17 protein-coding genes and 1 other RNA gene are annotated in these 16,968 nt (G+C 31.6%); 11 read left to right on the top strand and 7 right to left on the bottom strand.

The annotated features are described in order from the left end of the window. Position 1: 1 nt before the first annotated feature. Entirely contained in the window at positions 2-1,405 is a 1,404-nt protein-coding gene (locus ABD690_RS08740) for an anthranilate synthase component I family protein (protein WP_344729482.1), read from the bottom strand. A gap of 284 nt (positions 1,406-1,689) precedes the next feature. On the opposite strand from ABD690_RS08740, the gene ABD690_RS08745 reads away from it, so the two are divergent. From ABD690_RS08745 to ABD690_RS08760, 4 genes are all read left to right on the top strand, one after another. Then, positions 1,690-2,223 carry a TlpA disulfide reductase family protein gene (locus ABD690_RS08745; RefSeq protein WP_344729484.1) on the top strand — a complete coding sequence of 178 codons (534 nt, stop codon included), beginning with the start codon at positions 1,690-1,692 and terminating at the stop codon, positions 2,221-2,223. Positions 2,224-2,226: 3 nt separating this feature from the next. Then, the gene (locus tag ABD690_RS08750) at positions 2,227-2,835 is read left to right on the top strand and encodes a thioredoxin family protein (RefSeq protein WP_344729486.1); all 609 of its coding nucleotides are present in this window, start codon (positions 2,227-2,229) and stop codon (positions 2,833-2,835) included. A 116-nt stretch (positions 2,836-2,951) separates the two neighbouring features. Next, the gene (locus ABD690_RS08755; protein ID WP_344729488.1) at positions 2,952-3,266 is read left to right on the top strand and encodes a rhodanese-like domain-containing protein; all 315 of its coding nucleotides are present in this window, start codon (positions 2,952-2,954) and stop codon (positions 3,264-3,266) included. A 13-nt stretch (positions 3,267-3,279) separates the two neighbouring features. Continuing rightward, the gene (locus ABD690_RS08760) at positions 3,280-3,684 is read left to right on the top strand and encodes a rhodanese-like domain-containing protein (protein WP_344729490.1); all 405 of its coding nucleotides are present in this window, start codon (positions 3,280-3,282) and stop codon (positions 3,682-3,684) included. 35 nt (positions 3,685-3,719) lie between these two features. Here ABD690_RS08760 and ssrA read toward each other — a convergent pair. Continuing rightward, positions 3,720-4,115: a transfer-messenger RNA gene (ssrA, locus tag ABD690_RS08765) on the bottom strand. 163 nt (positions 4,116-4,278) lie between these two features. On the opposite strand from ssrA, the gene ABD690_RS08770 reads away from it, so the two are divergent. After that, positions 4,279-5,484 (top strand): NAD(P)-dependent oxidoreductase, encoded by a 1,206-nt coding sequence (locus ABD690_RS08770; RefSeq protein ID WP_344730265.1) that lies wholly within the window; start codon positions 4,279-4,281, stop codon positions 5,482-5,484. A gap of 21 nt (positions 5,485-5,505) precedes the next feature. Beyond that, positions 5,506-6,288 (top strand): SDR family NAD(P)-dependent oxidoreductase, encoded by a 783-nt coding sequence (locus tag ABD690_RS08775; RefSeq protein ID WP_344729492.1) that lies wholly within the window; start codon positions 5,506-5,508, stop codon positions 6,286-6,288. A gap of 265 nt (positions 6,289-6,553) precedes the next feature. Here the strand turns inward: ABD690_RS08775 and ABD690_RS08780 are convergent, their stop codons facing one another. Genes ABD690_RS08780 through ABD690_RS08790 form a run of 3 tightly spaced genes read right to left on the bottom strand, consistent with a single transcriptional unit; the run spans position 6,554 to position 8,653 of the window. Then, positions 6,554-7,417, bottom strand: a complete 864-nt coding sequence (locus ABD690_RS08780) for a hypothetical protein (RefSeq protein ID WP_344729494.1) — start codon at positions 7,415-7,417, stop codon at positions 6,554-6,556. A 17-nt stretch (positions 7,418-7,434) separates the two neighbouring features. Then, positions 7,435-8,253, bottom strand: coding sequence for a 3-deoxy-8-phosphooctulonate synthase (gene kdsA, locus ABD690_RS08785; RefSeq protein WP_344729496.1), 819 nt, complete (start codon positions 8,251-8,253; stop codon positions 7,435-7,437). 40 nt (positions 8,254-8,293) lie between these two features. After that, positions 8,294-8,653 carry a hypothetical protein gene (locus ABD690_RS08790; protein ID WP_344729498.1) on the bottom strand — a complete coding sequence of 120 codons (360 nt, stop codon included), beginning with the start codon at positions 8,651-8,653 and terminating at the stop codon, positions 8,294-8,296. A gap of 218 nt (positions 8,654-8,871) precedes the next feature. On the opposite strand from ABD690_RS08790, the gene typA reads away from it, so the two are divergent. Together typA and ABD690_RS08800 are read left to right on the top strand one after the other, a co-directional pair. Next, complete coding sequence (typA, locus tag ABD690_RS08795; protein WP_344729500.1) at positions 8,872-10,671, top strand: translational GTPase TypA; 1,800 nt, start codon at positions 8,872-8,874, stop codon at positions 10,669-10,671. A gap of 79 nt (positions 10,672-10,750) precedes the next feature. After that, positions 10,751-10,981 (top strand): uroporphyrinogen decarboxylase, encoded by a 231-nt coding sequence (locus ABD690_RS08800; protein ID WP_344729502.1) that lies wholly within the window; start codon positions 10,751-10,753, stop codon positions 10,979-10,981. Here ABD690_RS08800 and ABD690_RS08805 read toward each other — a convergent pair. Both ABD690_RS08805 and ABD690_RS08810 read right to left on the bottom strand, forming a co-directional pair. Further along, complete coding sequence (locus tag ABD690_RS08805) at positions 10,978-12,147, bottom strand: glycosyltransferase family 2 protein (protein WP_344729504.1); 1,170 nt, start codon at positions 12,145-12,147, stop codon at positions 10,978-10,980. The genes ABD690_RS08800 and ABD690_RS08805 overlap by 4 nt on opposite strands. Further along, on the bottom strand, positions 12,131-13,372 hold the full coding sequence (locus ABD690_RS08810; protein ID WP_344729506.1) for a hypothetical protein: 1,242 nt from the start codon (positions 13,370-13,372) through the stop codon (positions 12,131-12,133). Before ABD690_RS08810 ends, ABD690_RS08805 begins: the two co-directional genes overlap by 17 nt. Positions 13,373-13,549: 177 nt before the next feature. On the opposite strand from ABD690_RS08810, the gene ABD690_RS08815 reads away from it, so the two are divergent. The 3 genes from ABD690_RS08815 to ABD690_RS08825 are packed head-to-tail and all read left to right on the top strand — an operon-like array spanning position 13,550 to position 16,965. Further along, entirely contained in the window at positions 13,550-14,530 is a 981-nt protein-coding gene (locus ABD690_RS08815; protein ID WP_344729508.1) for a GNAT family N-acetyltransferase, read from the top strand. Further along, positions 14,527-15,627, top strand: a complete 1,101-nt coding sequence (locus ABD690_RS08820) for a DegT/DnrJ/EryC1/StrS family aminotransferase (RefSeq protein WP_344729510.1) — start codon at positions 14,527-14,529, stop codon at positions 15,625-15,627. Before ABD690_RS08815 ends, ABD690_RS08820 begins: the two co-directional genes overlap by 4 nt. Then, positions 15,628-16,965: an O-antigen translocase gene (locus tag ABD690_RS08825; RefSeq protein WP_344729512.1), complete on the top strand. Its 1,338-nt coding sequence runs from the start codon at positions 15,628-15,630 to the stop codon at positions 16,963-16,965. It abuts the gene before it with no gap. The last annotated feature ends 3 nt before the right edge of the window (positions 16,966-16,968 follow it).

Genomic DNA, 16,968 nt, shown 5'->3' on the forward strand with positions numbered 1-16,968 from the left:
ACTAAATGGTTTCTGCAAGTTCAATGGCTTTTGTTAAGGCGCCTAATTTATTATACACTTCTTGAAGTTCGTTTTCAGGGCTTGATTTAGATACAATTCCTGCGCCAGCTTGCCAGTGTAGCTGATGATTTTTACTTAAAAACGTTCGTATCATTATGGCGTGATTAAAATTTCCTTCAAAATCCATAAAACCAATAGCGCCGCCATAAAAGTCTCTACTTGTTTTTTCATACTTTTCAATCAATTGCATGGCTTTATGCTTTGGAGCTCCGCTTAAAGTACCAGCGGGAAAAGTGTCGGCAACAACTTGCATGGTTGTTGAATTTTCATGTTTTTTGCCTGTAACTTTACTTACTAAATGGATAACATGAGAGAAGAATTGTACTTCTCTGTATGTTTCAACAGAAACTGCATTGCCGTGACGGCTTAAGTCGTTTCTAGCCAAATCAACAAGCATAACGTGTTCGGCATTTTCTTTAATATCTTCTGATAGTTTTTTTGCTAGTTCAGCATCTTTCTCATCGTTTCCTGTGCGTTTAAATGTGCCTGCGATTGGGTGAATTTCAGCTTTGCCTTTATTGACTATGAGTTGCGCTTCAGGAGAGCTGCCAAAGATTTTAAAATCGCCATAGTCAAAATAGAACAAGTAAGGCGACGGATTAATGCTTCTTAAGGCACGATATACGTTAAATTCATCGCCTTTAAATGCTTGAGAGAATTTTTTAGAAAGCACCAGCTGAAATACATCACCACGAGCACAATGTTTTTTAGCTAACGCTACGTGTTCTTTATATTCGTCATCAGTTAAATTAGAAGTTGTGGCGCCATCAACTGAAAAATTAAAACCAGCATAATTTTTAGACGTTATAAGTTGATAAATTTCATCTATGTTATTGTCAGTGTCAAAACAATGAGCAAAAATATATGCTTCGTTTTTATGATGATTTATAGCGATAATATTTTGGTAAACAGCATAGTATATGTCCGGAATATCTTGATGATTTGCTTTTTTTGAAATATCAATATTTTCAAAATAACGAACAGCGTCGTATGCCATGTAGCCAAAAACACCATTATTTATAAATTTAAATGTTTCGTCAGTATCTACTTTAAAACGTTGTGTAAACTTGTGTATTCTTTCGGTAACATTTACTCCCGGTTTTATATTAGTAGTTAGTTGACTATTATCTGGAAATTGTTCAGTAATAATCTCATTTTTAACTTTTATAGATGCAATAGGATTGCAGCATATGTATGAGAAGCTATTATCATTTGCGTGATAGTCACTACTTTCTAATAAAATACTGTTAGGGTACTTGTCGCGTATTTTCAAGTATATGCTAACAGGTGTAATAGTGTCTGCAAGTATTTTTTTGTAGTGTGTGTATAAACTAAATGTTTTCATTTGTTTTATAAATTAAAAAAGGCTTGTCGTGAATGACAAGCCTTTCTGGATATTTTAAAATTTAAATATACGATAGGGTTAATTCACGAAATTTGTGTTTCGGAATTGCCACCACCAAGTATTATTTAAAATTATATTCATTTGATATGTTTGTAGGCCTCAAATATAGAAATGAAATTGTAAAAACACAATGTTTTTTTGATAAATAATAGGACGTCAGCTTATTTGTATAAAAATTTGTTAAACAGATACACTTTATATCTATGAATATTTAATTTTAACTTATGAAGTATTTAAAGTATATTATAGTTTTGGTGTTGTTTGGGTGTAACAACCAAAATAAATCTGAACAAGTAGAACAAGTCATTCCTGAAACAGATCAAACTCCAAAAGAAGTTTCGCTAGAAGTTTATGATTTTAAAGGCGTAGAACCTTATTTAAATAAAAAAGATGACACTGTTTATGTTGTTAATTTTTGGGCAACTTGGTGCGCGCCTTGCGTTAAGGAACTTCCTTATTTTGAAAAAATAAACAAAACTTACAAGGATAAGAATGTTGAAGTTATATTAGTGAGTTTAGATTTTCCTAATCAATATGAAAGCAAGTTAAAACCTTTTATACAAAAAGAAAAATTACACTCTAAAATATTAGTGCTTAATGATCCAGATTCTAATGCTTGGATTCCTAAAGTGTCAGAAAACTGGTCAGGTGCTATTCCTGCCACATTAATTTACAATAAAGATAAACGACAGTTTTATGAAAAGTCGTTTAACTATAACGAGTTAGAAACCGAATTAAAACAATTTTTAAACCAATAACTTATGAAAACACTAAAAGCAACCATTGCAGTTATGGCATTAGTACTTTTTTCAGCTTTTACAATCACTAACGAAGGCGGTTATAAAGTAGGAGATATAGCTACTGATTTTAAATTAGAGAATATTGATGGTACAATGGTATCATTAGCAGATTATAAAGATGCTAAAGGTTTTATCGTGATATTTACTTGTAATACATGTCCGTATGCTGTAGCTTATGAAGATAGAATAGAAGCGTTAAACAAAAAATATGCTAGCAAAGGTTATCCAGTAATAGCAATCATGCCAAATAATACAGATGTAAAACCAGGCGATAGTATGGAAGCTATGCGAGCAAGAGCCAAAGCAAAAGGATTCACTTTTCCTTATTTAATGGATGCCGGACAAAAAATTTATCCGAAGTATGGCGCTACAAAAACACCACATGTTTATGTGCTTCAAAAAACAGACAAAGGAAATCAAGTAAAGTATATTGGAGCCATAGATGATAACTACCAAGATGCGAATGCAGTAAACAAAAAGTATGTTGAAAATGCCGTTGATGCCCTTTTAGCAGGAAAAGAAGTTCAAGAAACACACACAAGAGCCATAGGTTGTACTATAAAAGTATAATCGTTGCATAAACTTGTCAAGTAAAAAATTAAAAGCCGAAGTACAAACACTTCGGTTTTTTTTATGTCATTTTCATAAAGAAACAGTAATTTTGTAGTAAATTTAAAGAAATAATTATGGCAGATTTAACACAAGACCAATGGCAAGAGCAATTATCAAATGATGCAGATGCCGTTATTCTAGATGTAAGAACAGATGAAGAGCTAGAAGAAGGTTTTATACCAAACGCAGTTCATATTGATATATATCAAGGACAAGAGTTTATAAATCAAGTAGAAGCTTTAGATAAGAACAAAACCTATTATGTGTATTGCAGATCAGGAAATAGAAGCGGACAAGCTTGTGCCATAATGAGTCAATTAGGATTCACACAAACCCATAACCTTTTAGGAGGATTTAACGAATGGGAAGGTGACGTAGCAAACCATTAAAAACATATAAGTTATGAAACATTTAGCAACTACTTTAAGTTTGATGTTGTTTTTTAGCATACTATTAAGCTGTCAAGAAATAAAAAAAGAAGGTAATATAGAAGTTATCACAGCCGAAGAAATGCAAAGCATATTAGATCTTGAAGGCATTCAGTTGGTAGATGTAAGAACTCCTGAAGAGTTTAAAGAAGGCTTTATAGCAAATGCTCAAAATATAGATTATTTTTCAGATACTTTTGATGAAGATATAGAGAGGCTAGATAAAAGCAAACCTGTTATTGTTTATTGTAAATCTGGAGGCAGAAGTGCAAAATGTGCAGATAAACTTTTAGAAGCAGGTTTTGTTAAAGTTTATGATTTAGAAGGAGGTATCTCTAAATGGAAACACAAAGGTCTCAGCATAAAAACATTTGAATAAAAAAAGCTCTCCAAATTGGAGAGCTTTTTTTATTATGGTGGAGTCGGAGAGAATCGAACTCTCGTCCAAACAAGCCATTAAAGGGCTTTCTACACGCTTATTCTTTTCTTGTTTTTTCGATTATAAGCTGGTTAAAGACAACCTACGTATAACTTATCTTCTTAAATTTCAAAAGTAAATCGAAGCACTTTACAATCTATATTGACATTTACGATGCCTCAAAAAGGAACGCCGTCAATCAAGGCTTTCCGGAGACATTTAGCTTGTACACCTTGTGTACCTAGGCAAATCTTACTATGATTCAGATTAAGCAGCTAAAGCGTAGTTATTCTCGCCGTTTAAAAGTTTGACCTAGCCTTTTACGCGTTTCAAAGTCATTACGCGACGTGCTTACCGTTTAATTGATCTCGCTGTCAAAACCAGTCGACCCCAATTAGTTTTTTTCAAAGCATTTTTGAAAAAGGATAGCGAAGTTACTAAAAAAAAGTTGTGCAACAGTCTAAATCCACGTATTTTCGTGCAAAATCTATACCAAATATCTTGTTGTCAGGTTAGATTTGTATCAATAAACACTTATAATTTCAACATATGAGTATCAAGTTTGCCATTATAAAGGAACGAAAAAATCCACCAGATAGACGTGTGGTTTTCTCTCCAGAAAAGTTAGCAGAAGCAAGAACACAATTTCCTGAAGCTGAATTTGTAGTAGAATCTAGTGACATTCGTATTTTTCCAGACGAAGCATATAGAAAATTAGGTTTTACTGTAACTGATGATGTGTCAGATTGTGATGTCATGTTAGGTGTAAAAGAAGTGCCTATACCAAATTTAATTCCCGATAAAAAATATTTCTATTTTTCTCATACCATAAAAAAGCAACCTTATAATAGAAAGCTTTTACAAGCAATGCTTGAGAAAAATATTGAAATGTTTGATCACGAAACTATAGTAAAAAAAAGCGGAGCAAGGTTAATAGGCTTTGGTCGTTATGCAGGGTTGGTAGGCGCCTATAATGGTTTTAGAGCATTAGGCTTAAGAGATGGTTTATTTACATTGCCTAAAGTAGAAACGTTAGCCGATTTAGATGAGGTAAAAGCAGAGTTAGACAAAATCACGTTGCCTAGTAACTTAAAGGTTTTGCTTACAGGAACAGGGAAAGTGGCTTATGGTGCAAAAGAAATTTTAGATCATTTAAAAATAAAAGAAATAAGTGATGCTTTATACTTAACATCGTCATTTACAGAGCCTGTTTATGTTATGGCAGATGTTATGGAGTATGCAAAGCGTAAAGATGGAAAAGTAGGAAATAAGCACGCTTTTTATAAAGACCCTACAGGTTATGAAAGTAATTTTATGGCTTATGCAAAAGAAACAGACTTTTTTATTGCTGGTCATTTTTACGGAAATAATGCACCGTATCTGTTTACAAGAGATGACGCTAAAAAAGCCGACTTTAAAATCAATTTAGTGGCCGATGTGTCATGTGATATTGATGGTCCTGTAGCATCAACGATAAGACCTTCAACCATTGCAGATCCTTTTTATGGATACGATCCAGAAACAGAGCAAGAAGTTGCCTTTGATGCAGAAAACGCTATTACAGTAATGGCAGTTGATAATTTACCATGTGAATTACCCAAAGATGCAAGTGAAGGTTTTGGAGATATGTTTTTAGAGCATGTTATACCAGCTTTTTTTAATAATGACGAAAGAGGTATTTTAAAACGAGCAAGAATAACACAAAAAGGTAAATTAACAGAACGATTTGCTTATCTGCAAGATTATGTAAACGGTAATTAATACAATTTTTATAGAGTTAAAATGAGTAAAATAGCTTTAATTACTGGAGGTGCATCCGGATTAGGATACGAATTAGCACTGTTATTAGCCAAAGACACTTACAATCTAGTGTTGGTTGATATAAATTCTGATAATTTAAAACAAGCCAAACAAACGATAGAAGCAACTTACTCTGTAGATGTGCAAATTCTACAAAAAGATTTGAGTGTGCAAAATGTAGCGGTTGATATTATGGATGCCGTAGGCCATGCAAAAATTGATGTTTTAATAAACAACGCTGGTTTTGGTTTGTTTGGAACCTTTCACTCAACTGATTGGGAGCGTGAAGCGCAAATGCTAAATCTTCATGTGATGACAACAACGCATTTAACCAAGTTGGTTTTAAAGGATATGGTTGCATCAGGTTCTGGCAGAATTTTAAACTTATCATCATTAGCGGCATTTCAACCAGGGCCACTTATGTCATTATATTATGCTACCAAAGGTTATATTTTATCCTTTTCAGAGGCAATTGCTAACGAGCTAAAAGATACAGGAGTTACGGTTACTGCTTTGTGTCCTGGGCCAACAAAAACATCTTTTCAAGAAGTTGTTTCTAGTGACTCATCAGAAAACAAAATTAAATTTAACATGGCTGATGCAAAATCAGTTGCATTGTATGGTTATCAAGCCATGATGAAAGGAAAAACGTATGCTATTCCTGGGAAGTTTAATAAGTTTTTAGCAACGCTACCACGTATTATTCCAAGGAATATGGCAACGAATATTGTTAGAAATATCCAAGAAAAAAATAGAAAAGAGTAACCTGTAATAATTTAGGTTGTTATTTTTAAAGTCTTAAAACACTTGTGTTTTGTAACCATAAGGTAAAACCAAAATATTAGTTCTATCGTTGTCTTAAAGCTATTTTAGCATAAGTTTGTATTCTGTAAATTATTTTAAAGGAAATTTTTTAGCATTTATATTAACTTCAAAAAGTTTTAAGGTGAATTGTTAATTCTTTTCGTGTTGTTTCTATGTGCTTTTTGTGTATATAGGCAACCTAATTTTATTGCTTTTTAGGGGTTTATTAAATTCTAAAAATAGACCCAAAGCTAATAATGCTTTGGCCAAACCAGAAATGTTGAGACGCTCTATCAGCAGAATTATTGGTAGTTCTAATGTCTGACATATTAATAAAACCACCTTTTAAATCACCTTGAATGAAAAAATGTTTAAAGAATGTAAGGTTTAAACCTGCGGTAGCAGATATGCCGTAACCAGAAACATGAAACTCATCATATCTTGGTTTTAATAAAAGTGTCGTGTTGGTTTTTGGGTATAAAACACCAGCACCAGCACCACCAGTAATATTAATTTGGAAAACATCTGTGTTTGTAATTTTTAAAAGATGAGAAATATCATCGCGTCTTCCAAATTCTGCAAAAACATAATTTAATCCGTTTGTGTGCTCAAACATTAAAAAATCCCAAGTGGCTTGTTTAGGCTGATTTTGATAAAGTCCATTATGGTATGCTCCAGGATTACTAGGGTTTAATGAAATATAGCCATCAACATTTACAAATTGATTTTGAGTCATGACATATTTCATATGATCGACTCCAACAGCAACATAATACTTATCATTAATAAAGTAACCTATTTTTAAATTGGTTTGAGGAATTGTAAGTCTTGTTGGGTTTATGTAATCTATGTGCCATCCTTTAGGTTTATCTTCAGCTTTTACATCTCTTAAAGTGAAATTATAATTATCTCCAGTAAAGGTAATGTCAGATTTAGAATATGTGTCTCTATTTCCGCCCCAACTAACAAAGAATTTACCTTTGTTAGATTGTGAGTATTTTGGTGCTGTTATGTTGTCTTGGGCAGTTGACTTTTGTGAAGTAAGCAATAGAATTCCTATTACTAACAACGTAGTTTTTAGTGTTTTCAATGAATTGTGTAATTAGCTTAAAAAGCATTTATGGTTTTGCGTATAGTAACCAGATTAGTTAGTAATTTTTCAAGATTATCAAGGTGTAGCATATTAGCGCCATCACTTTTTGCATTAGCAGGATCAAAATGTGTTTCAATAAATAAGCCATCAACATTATTTACAACACCTGCACGCGCTATGGTTTCTATCATGTCAGGTCTTCCTCCTGTTACTCCAATTGTTTGGTTAGGCTGCTGAAGTGAGTGTGTAACGTCAAGAACAACAGGTGCATAGTTTCTCATAGTAGGAATGCCTCTAAAATCTACAATCATATCTTGATACCCAAACATGGTACCTCTGTCTGTAATCCAAGCTTTATCGCTGCCAGAATCTTTTACCTTTTGTACAGCATGTTTCATAGCTTCAGGACTCATAAATTGTCCTTTTTTTAAGTTTACAACTTTGCCTGTTTTGGCTGCAGCTACAACCAAATCTGTTTGTCTAACTAAAAAAGCAGGTATTTGTAATACATCAACATACTCGGCAGCTTTTTGAGCGTCAGAAACTTCGTGAATGTCTGTTACTGTTGGTATGTCAAATGTGTTTGATACTTTTTGAAGTATTTTTAAAGCTTTTTCATCTCCAATTCCTGTAAAACTGTCAATTCTACTTCTGTTGGCTTTTTTAAAGCTTCCTTTAAAAACATAAGGAATTTGTAGCTTATCTGTTATAGAAACTACTTTTTCAGCAATACGTAATGCCATATCTTCGCCTTCAATGGCACATGGGCCACATAAAAGGAAAAAATTGTTAACTTCAGTATGCTTTATTTTAGGTATATCTTGAAGTTTCATTTAGTTATGATTTCATATTTCAAGATGCAAAGATACGTATTTAAAAGGTTTTTTTTATGCTATTTCTTATCATCCATAAAGCCATTGCAAAATTTGTGAAAACAAATAATCCGCTATACATTATAAACTTTTCAATAGAACATGAAAAATTGATAATGTTTAAGACTTCTGATAAGTAAGCAAGTATTAAATATGATGATAAACACACAAAAATAATACCTAAAGAAAAGTTCAATTTTTTACTAGGTTTTATAAGTTGCCAAATAAACGGAATACCGAATAATAAGATTGGGTAAGCGGTAATTCCTTCGCTTCTATTTACTCTAGTAAACCAATACGCTATAATCGCTATAAAATATAGGTAGGGTATAAATTTTGAATATTTGTTAATCAATTTCATCTGTAAAGGGTTTGTAGGGTTCAGATGTAAATCGCCTGTGACAAGCACAAGTTGGTTAAAAAGGCTATTTACTATTAATCATTTTGTTTAACGAAATATACAGATGAAAATTGTGTTTTTTATCGACTATAACATTTAATTAACTAAATATGAAAATATAAAAGTAATTATATCAAAATATAGCGTACCTTTGCACGCTTAAAATAAGGCACAGTATTATGGCTCAAATAAAAAACATTGCAATTATTGCTCACGTAGACCACGGTAAAACAACCTTGGTTGATAAAATTATGTACCATTGTCAGTTATTTCGTGAAAACGAGAATACTGGTGATTTGATTTTAGATAACAACGATTTAGAACGTGAACGTGGTATCACAATTACGTCTAAAAATGTTTCTGTAATTTATAAGGACACAAAAATCAATATTATTGATACGCCTGGTCACGCCGATTTTGGTGGTGAAGTAGAGCGTGTGTTAAACATGGCAGATGGTGTACTTTTATTAGTTGATGCTTTTGAAGGACCAATGCCTCAAACGCGTTTTGTACTTCAAAAAGCGATTGATTTAGGTTTAAAACCTTGTGTCGTTGTAAATAAAGTAGATAAAGAAAACTGTACTCCAGAAGAGGTTCATGAAAAAGTATTTGACTTAATGTTTGAACTTGGAGCAGAAGAGTGGCAATTAGATTTTCCAACCGTTTATGGTTCAGCAAAAAACAACTGGATGAGTGATGATTGGAAAAAGCCGTCAGAAAATATTGAGCCATTATTAGATATGGTTATAGAGCACATTCCTGCACCAAAAATTCCTGAAGGAAATACACAAATGCTTATTACGTCATTAGATTTTTCATCTTTCACAGGTAGAATTGCTATTGGTCGTTTAACACGAGGTCAGTTAAAAGTAAATCAAAATATTTCTTTAGTAAAACGAGATGGTTCTGTAGTTAAGTCTAAAATAAAAGAACTTCATGTTTTTGAAGGTTTAGGACGATTAAAGGTTGACGAAGTTCAAGCAGGAGATATTTGTGCTATAGTAGGTTTAGAAGGTTTTGAAATTGGAGATACAGTTGCAGATTGGGAAAATCCTGAAGGCTTAAAAACAATTGCTATTGATGAGCCAACAATGAGTATGTTATTTACTATTAACGATTCTCCTTTCTTTGGTAAAGATGGTAAATTTGTAACGTCTAGACATATTAAAGAACGTTTAACAAAAGAGCTTGAAAAGAATTTAGCACTTCGTGTTGAAGAAACTAACAGTGCTGATAAGTTTATGGTTTTTGGACGTGGTGTATTACACTTATCTGTTTTAATAGAAACAATGCGTCGTGAAGGTTATGAATTACAAATAGGACAGCCACAAGTTATCATCAAAGAAATTGATGGTGTAAAATGTGAACCAGTTGAAGAAATGACTATAGATTTACCAGAAGAAGTTTCAGGAAAAGCTATAGAAATGGTAACTATGCGAAAAGGAGAAATGTTAAGCATGGAAGCTAAAGGAGAACGTATGGTTTGCGAATTTATAGTGCCATCTAGAGGTATTATCGGATTACGTAATCAGTTACTAACTGCTACGGCTGGAGAAGCTATTATGGCACACCGTTTTAAAGAATACCAACCATTAAAAGGAGGTATTCCAGAACGTCAAAATGGGTCGTTAGTATCAATGGAGAAAGGGCAAGCAATTCCTTATTCAATTGATAAGCTACAAGAGCGTGGAAAGTTTTTTATAGACCCAGGAGAAGATATTTATGAAGGTCAAGTTATTGGTGAGAATTCTCGTGGAGACGATATGGTTGTAAATGTTACAAAAACCAAAAAGTTAAGTAACGTACGTAGTGCTGGTGCTGATGATAAAGCAAAAATTGTTCCTGCAATTAAGTTTTCATTAGAAGAGGCTTTAGAATATATTCAAAAAGATGAATATGTAGAGGTAACGCCAAATCACTTAAGAATACGTAAAATTCTTTTAACAGAAGTAGAACGAAAAAGAAATAAGTCTATCTAGTTCTCTTAAATATAGAAAAACAATAAAAAAGGAACTCTAAATTTCAGAGTTCCTTTTTTTTATGAACAAACACTACATAATGATGATTTTTAATATAGCATTTACAGAATGGGTTGGTTATGCAGCCATGGCTGTTTTACTACTATCATTTATGATGAAAAACGTAGTTAAACTTCGAATTATAAATACAATAGGTTGTGTACTTTTTGTGACTTATGGGTTTATGTTACAAACGTCATGGCCTATAATAATTTCAAACGGAGCCATTGTTTTTATAAACCTATATTATTTGTTAATAAAGAAAAATTAAGGTTGGGTTTGTTTTGAGTTTTTAAGCCCTAGAATACTAAAAAACAAACTGAAAAAGATAATTTGCATGCCCAGTAATCCTGTAAATACTGCAGGTATAATAACTCGAAGGGTTTTAGAAGGGTTTAAGTTTCCATATTCAAAATTCTTCCAGATAGAAATGCCGTAAAAACTTAAGCCAATTCCAGCAGCTAGTAGTAAAAACCCAATAATTAATCCAGACTCTAAATTTAGATATTTAAAGAGTTTTTCATACCTATTGCTTTTAGGTAATAATTGGTTTTCTACAGCATAAACTTTTGTTAGTGCATAAAAAACAAAAAATTGGAAACCAACAAGCACCATGCTAGATGTGTATAGCAATGTATGTATATCAAAAACAATTTTTTCAATAATAATAGATTGCGAAATCAATACTCCAGAAGCTAAAATTCCAGTAATCATGAGTAGAATACCAGGTATTAAAAACAACCACATAGGACTGTATAATAATAAAAAACGCAGATGTCTCCATCCGTCACGCCAAGTATTTAAATGAGGAGGACGTGACCTACCATCTTTATGTAATATTGTAGGAACTTCAGTAATTGATAGGTTGTTAAGTTTTGATTTAACAATCATTTCAGAAGCAAATTCCATTCCAGTGGTTTTTAAATTCATTTTGTAGTAAGCTTCTTTTGAAAAACCACGTAAGCCACAATGAAAATCACCAATTTTAATGTTAAAAAATAGGCGACCTAAAAAGGAAAGCACAGGATTACCCAAATATTTGTGTAAAAAAGGCATAGCGTCTTTTTTTATACCTCCTTTAAATCTATTTCCCATGACTAAATCATGTCCTTTTCTTAAATTAATTAAAAAGGGTTTTAGAGATTCAAAATCATAGCTGTCATCAGCATCTCCCATTATTATGTAAGTGCCCAACGCGTAATTAATACCGCTTCGTAATGCGTTTCCATAGCCTTTTTTTTCAACATGAATAACTTTAGCGCCTAGTGTTTTTGCTATGTTTTGAGAGCCATCAGTACTACCGTTATCAGCAATGATAACTTCACCACTTACTTGATTTTCTAAAAGGAACTTTTGAGCCTTTTTAATGCAAGTAGCTAATGTTTCTGCTTCGTTTAAGCAAGGCATAACAATAGATAATTCAATTGTTTTTGACATCACGAATGTATTTATAGATTAAAATAGCAATGATAAAAAATAGCGAATAGTTATAAAATAAATAGCGCATTATAGAGTGGCTTGCAAAAGCTACAATTAGGGCATTAGATAAAATTAAAGATGTTAGGTAAAATATAATAAGTGTATTGTTATTTGTTGATTTTAGTGTTTTAATAAAACTAATTATAAAAGTACCAATGAGTAAAAAAAGTATGATTTGAGATTTAAATCCGTGTACTAAATTACTGTAAAATAGCTTGATCCAATTATTAAAGTTACTCTTAATTAATACAGGAAGCATTCTTTTAGAAGACTTTTCAATATGATATCTAGCGTCTACAATAGTTTGATTTTTATTTACATAATATGCAGTTCCACGATCATGTAATGTGTAATTACAAATTCTTCCTAAATTGTCATGAAAATGCTTGTAATAGGCACTAAAAGAGGGGCGCTCTTTACTAGACATAAGCCATTTATTTTCAGAAATAAAGGCATAGCAGTCATCAAAAATAAGTTGGTCGTCTGTATTGTTTAAAAGCATTTTATCACTAGCTTTACTTACATACAAAGCCGATGCCGAAGCATTTATATATGTAAACGGAGTAGCTATGAATAAGCCATCTTTGGCTTTGTGATATGTTTTATCTAATAACGTAACGGCAAATGGCAGTAATAGTAAAGCTATAACGTTTTTAATAATTGTAGGTTTTAAAACAATGTGCTTGTTTTTTAAAATATAGATAGCAGTAAAAATAATAGTAAGCACTATAAATTGACCACGAGTTAAAACTAAAAGAATATAACTAGCTGATAGTATTAATAAGGATTTTGATGTGTTGTTAAATAAAAAATCTAAAGAAAAAGCTAGAAAAAATAAATATAAAGGATAGCTTAAGCCTTCAGAACAAATGTTGTTTGCAACCCAAAGCGGTGGGAAAAAAGGGAAAACTAATAGTAAAACAAAAACAAGTTTTAAAACAAAACTTAGGTGTAATACTTTTGAAGTTTTTATAGCTAAAGTATGAACAGCAAAAAGCCCCAATAAACACTGTGCAGATATAATGAAAAAATCAAAATATTGCTGAAAAATAATAGAGAATACTCTAACAAAAATAGGATATCCAGGCGATCTGTAAATAGTAGCATTAAGATAACTAGCCGAGTCTGGTGAATAGATAGCATTATTAAAAATGCAATACAAAAACACAAAAACGTATATCAAAAGCAGCGTGCTATTTTTATATGTTAGGCCCTTATTTTTTATCAATGATACACAATATTAAAAATAAATATTCACGAAAGATAAAGCAATAAAACGTTAGTACAAACCAAATATTTTAAAATAATAAGTATTTTAGACCTTAAGTTAGTATTGTTTCAATATTTTAAATAAAAATTAATGAACGACTATAACGTTGTTGCTTATACATCAAAATATTATGACCAATGGAATAGCTTTGTAGCACAAGCAAAAAATGCCACATTTTTATTTCATCGTGACTTTATAGAGTACCATCAAGACAGATTTGAAGATGCATCAAAAATGATTTTTAAAGGCGACAAGTTGGTGGCTTTATTTCCTGCAAATAAAAACGGAGATACTATATATTCTCACCAAGGTTTAACCTATGGCGGCTTGTTATTAAAAGATCAAGCTGTATTTACTGATGTTTTGAATGTTTTTAAAGAGTTATTGGCTTTTTTTAATAAATTAGGTGTTAATGATTTGGTGTTAAAAATGTTACCAAGAATTTATAATAAGCTTCCAAGTGATACGTTAGATTACTTTATGTTTATTTTAAACGCCCAATTAGTGAGAAGCGATATTACAATGGTTATAGAAAATTCTCACAGGCTTGAGCTTACAAGTTCAAATAGAAAACGAGGTTTGAAAAAAGCAAAAAAGCAAAATTTAGTTGTAAAAGAAGAAGAAGACTTGAGTGCTTTTTGGAATCAAATTTTAGTCCCCAATTTAAGAGACAGATTTAATGTTAAGCCCGTTCACACATTACAAGAGATAACCTACTTAAAATCTAAATTCCCTAAAAATATTAGGCAATTTAATGTGTATAAAAATGACGAAATAGTAGCAGGAACCACTATTTTTGAATCTGAAATGGTAGCTCACGCTCAATATATTTCTGCAAATAATCAAAAACAAGAGTTAGGAAGTCTAGATATGATATTTCACCACCTTATAGAAGATGTTTTCGCTTCAAAAAAATATTTTGATTTCGGAATTTGTAATGAAAACGAAGGCAAACAAATTAATCAAGGACTGTTATCATGGAAAGAGTCTTTTGGAGCTAGAAGTATTTCGCAAAATTTTTATAAAATAGAAACATCAAATTACAAGAATCTAAATACCATTTTAAAATGATTAAGTTTTTAGATTTGCATAAGGTAAATGCCACTTATGAGAGTGCATTTGTTGAAGAATTTCAGAAGTTTTTAAATTCAGGATATTATATTTTAGGAAACGGAGTTAAAACTTTTGAGTCTAATTTTGCTTCTTACTGTGAAACAAAGCATTGTATAGGAATTAGTAATGGACTTGATGCCATAACCTTAATTTTTAAGGCTTATATTACATTAGGAATGTTAGAGGAAGGTGATGAGGTTTTGGTGCCAGCAAATACATATATTGCAAGTATATTGTCTGTGGTTAATTCAAGGCTTAAGCCTATTTTTATAGAACCAGACAAGGAAACGTATAATATTTCTGTAAGCCAAATAAAAACGCATATAACATCAAAAACCAAAGCTATTCTAGCTGTTCATCTTTATGGGCAATTAGCTGAAATGGATACGATTTTAAATATAGCTAAAACACATAATTTATTAGTTGTTGAAGATGCAGCTCAAGCGCATGGCGCTATAAATAAAGACTCTAAAAAAGCTGGTAATTTAAGTCATGCAGCTGCATTTAGTTTTTATCCAAGCAAGAATTTAGGAGCCCTTGGTGATGCAGGAGCAGTAACGACAAACGATGATAAATTAGCAGAAACCATAAAAAAACTTCGAAATTATGGCTCTGATGTAAAATATGTAAATGAGCTTATAGGTTACAATAATAGATTAGATGAGTTACAAGCCTTGTTTTTAAATGTTAAGCTAAATGGTCTTGATAAGGAAAATGAAAGGCGTCGTCAGGTAGCAAAAAGATATAGTACTGAAATAAACAACGAAAAAATAATATTACCTCGTTATAATCATTCAAAAGATCATGTTTTTCATGTATTTGTTGTTTTGGTAGAAGAAAGAGATAAATTTGTAAACTATTTGACTGATAATAAAATAGAGACGTTAGTTCATTATCCAATTCCGCCTCATAAGCAAGAAGCTTTAAAGGTGTATTCAGATTTGAAGTTGCCAATTACTGATGAAATTCATAACAAAATAGTGAGCATTCCGATGAGTCCTGTCTTACAAGATGACGAAGTGAGTTATGTTATAAAAGTTTTAAATGCCTATTAATTGAAGCGGTTAATAAAATATATAGACAATAATGTTTTAATTAAAGTTGCATCGTTAAACTCGGCATCTGTAATTACTAAAATAATCACCGGTTTTTTAACATCTAAAACAATTGCGCTTTTTGTAGGAGCTGAAGGACTTGCTTTAATAGGAAATTTAAGAAACTTTTTAAGCTCGGCACAAACTTTTGCAACATTAGGAATTTATAATGGGGTTGTAAAATACATTGCAGAGTTTAAAAATAATGCTGTTGAGTTAGGTAAAACAGTTTCTACAGTTTTTTATTTAGGGTTTATTTCTACGGTTATTGTTTCCTTCTTTTGTTATTTTAATGCCGACTATATAAATGATCAAATTTTTGCGACATATAATGATTATGCCTATGTAATAAAAATACTAGCTGTTGCGCTTCCTTTTTACTCATTAAATCTGTTTACGTTTTCTATTTTAAATGGTTTTTCAAAGTTTAAAATACTAATTATAATAAATATTCTTGGGCAAATTTTAGGCACATCTATAACCATTTTATTGATTTATAAAGATAAAATAGATGGCGCTTTGGTTGCCGTTGCTATAGCAGAGTCATTAATTTTTTTAATAACAATGGTTGGTATTTCTTATCAGCGTAGCTTAATACCGCTTATCAAAATAAAGAGTATTAGTATTGGCTATATTAAAAAGTTAAGTGCTTATTCTATTATGGCTTTGTTTTCAGCTATTGTGTTGCCTATTGTGGCGCTTGCTATACGTAATTATATTTCTGAAAACATAGGGTTGAGAGAAGCTGGATTTTGGGAAGCTATGAATCGTATATCAAAGTACTACCTAATGTTTGTAAGTTCGCTTTTAGGCTTGTATGTGTTGCCTCGTTTATCAGAAATAGATAGCGTTAAAGAGTTTAGAAAAGAAGTTTTTGGGTTTTACAAAACCATTATCCCGGTTTTTGCATTAGGTCTTTTGGTGATTTATTTGTTAAGACCCTTTATTATTGCCATTATCTTTTCGGCAGAGTTTAAGCCTGTTGAGGATTTGTTTCTTTGGCAGCTACTAGGTGATTTTGTTAAAGTATTATCTATGGTAATAGCTTATCAATTTTTAGCAAAGAAGATGTTTTGGCATTACATTATAATTGAAGCTTTTTTTGTGATAACACTTTATATTTCAAGTAAATATTTTGTTGATATTTATGGCGTTAAAGGAGCTAATATGGCTCATTTTGCTACATATGTACTTCATTATGTTGTTATTTTACTTACTTTTAGTAGTTCGCTTTTTGGGGTTTTACCAGATGAAATACTTAATCAATCAGAAGAAAACGACGATGAAGATAAGAGTTAGTTT

The organism is Corallibacter vietnamensis, assembly GCF_039537875.1.
Taxonomy (GTDB): domain Bacteria; phylum Bacteroidota; class Bacteroidia; order Flavobacteriales; family Flavobacteriaceae; genus Corallibacter; species Corallibacter vietnamensis.

Coding starts and splice junctions, on each gene's coding strand:
- ABD690_RS08740 (WP_344729482.1), bottom strand. CDS start 1,405: ATGAAAACATTTAGTTTATACACACACTACAAAAAAATACTTGCAGAC.
- ABD690_RS08745 (WP_344729484.1), top strand. CDS start 1,690: ATGAAGTATTTAAAGTATATTATAGTTTTGGTGTTGTTTGGGTGTAAC.
- ABD690_RS08750 (WP_344729486.1), top strand. CDS start 2,227: ATGAAAACACTAAAAGCAACCATTGCAGTTATGGCATTAGTACTTTTT.
- ABD690_RS08755 (WP_344729488.1), top strand. CDS start 2,952: ATGGCAGATTTAACACAAGACCAATGGCAAGAGCAATTATCAAATGAT.
- ABD690_RS08760 (WP_344729490.1), top strand. CDS start 3,280: ATGAAACATTTAGCAACTACTTTAAGTTTGATGTTGTTTTTTAGCATA.
- ABD690_RS08775 (WP_344729492.1), top strand. CDS start 5,506: ATGAGTAAAATAGCTTTAATTACTGGAGGTGCATCCGGATTAGGATAC.
- kdsA (WP_344729496.1), bottom strand. CDS start 8,253: ATGAAACTTCAAGATATACCTAAAATAAAGCATACTGAAGTTAACAAT.
- ABD690_RS08790 (WP_344729498.1), bottom strand. CDS start 8,653: ATGAAATTGATTAACAAATATTCAAAATTTATACCCTACCTATATTTT.
- typA (WP_344729500.1), top strand. CDS start 8,872: ATGGCTCAAATAAAAAACATTGCAATTATTGCTCACGTAGACCACGGT.
- ABD690_RS08800 (WP_344729502.1), top strand. CDS start 10,751: ATGATGATTTTTAATATAGCATTTACAGAATGGGTTGGTTATGCAGCC.
- ABD690_RS08805 (WP_344729504.1), bottom strand. CDS start 12,147: ATGTCAAAAACAATTGAATTATCTATTGTTATGCCTTGCTTAAACGAA.
- ABD690_RS08815 (WP_344729508.1), top strand. CDS start 13,550: ATGAACGACTATAACGTTGTTGCTTATACATCAAAATATTATGACCAA.
- ABD690_RS08820 (WP_344729510.1), top strand. CDS start 14,527: ATGATTAAGTTTTTAGATTTGCATAAGGTAAATGCCACTTATGAGAGT.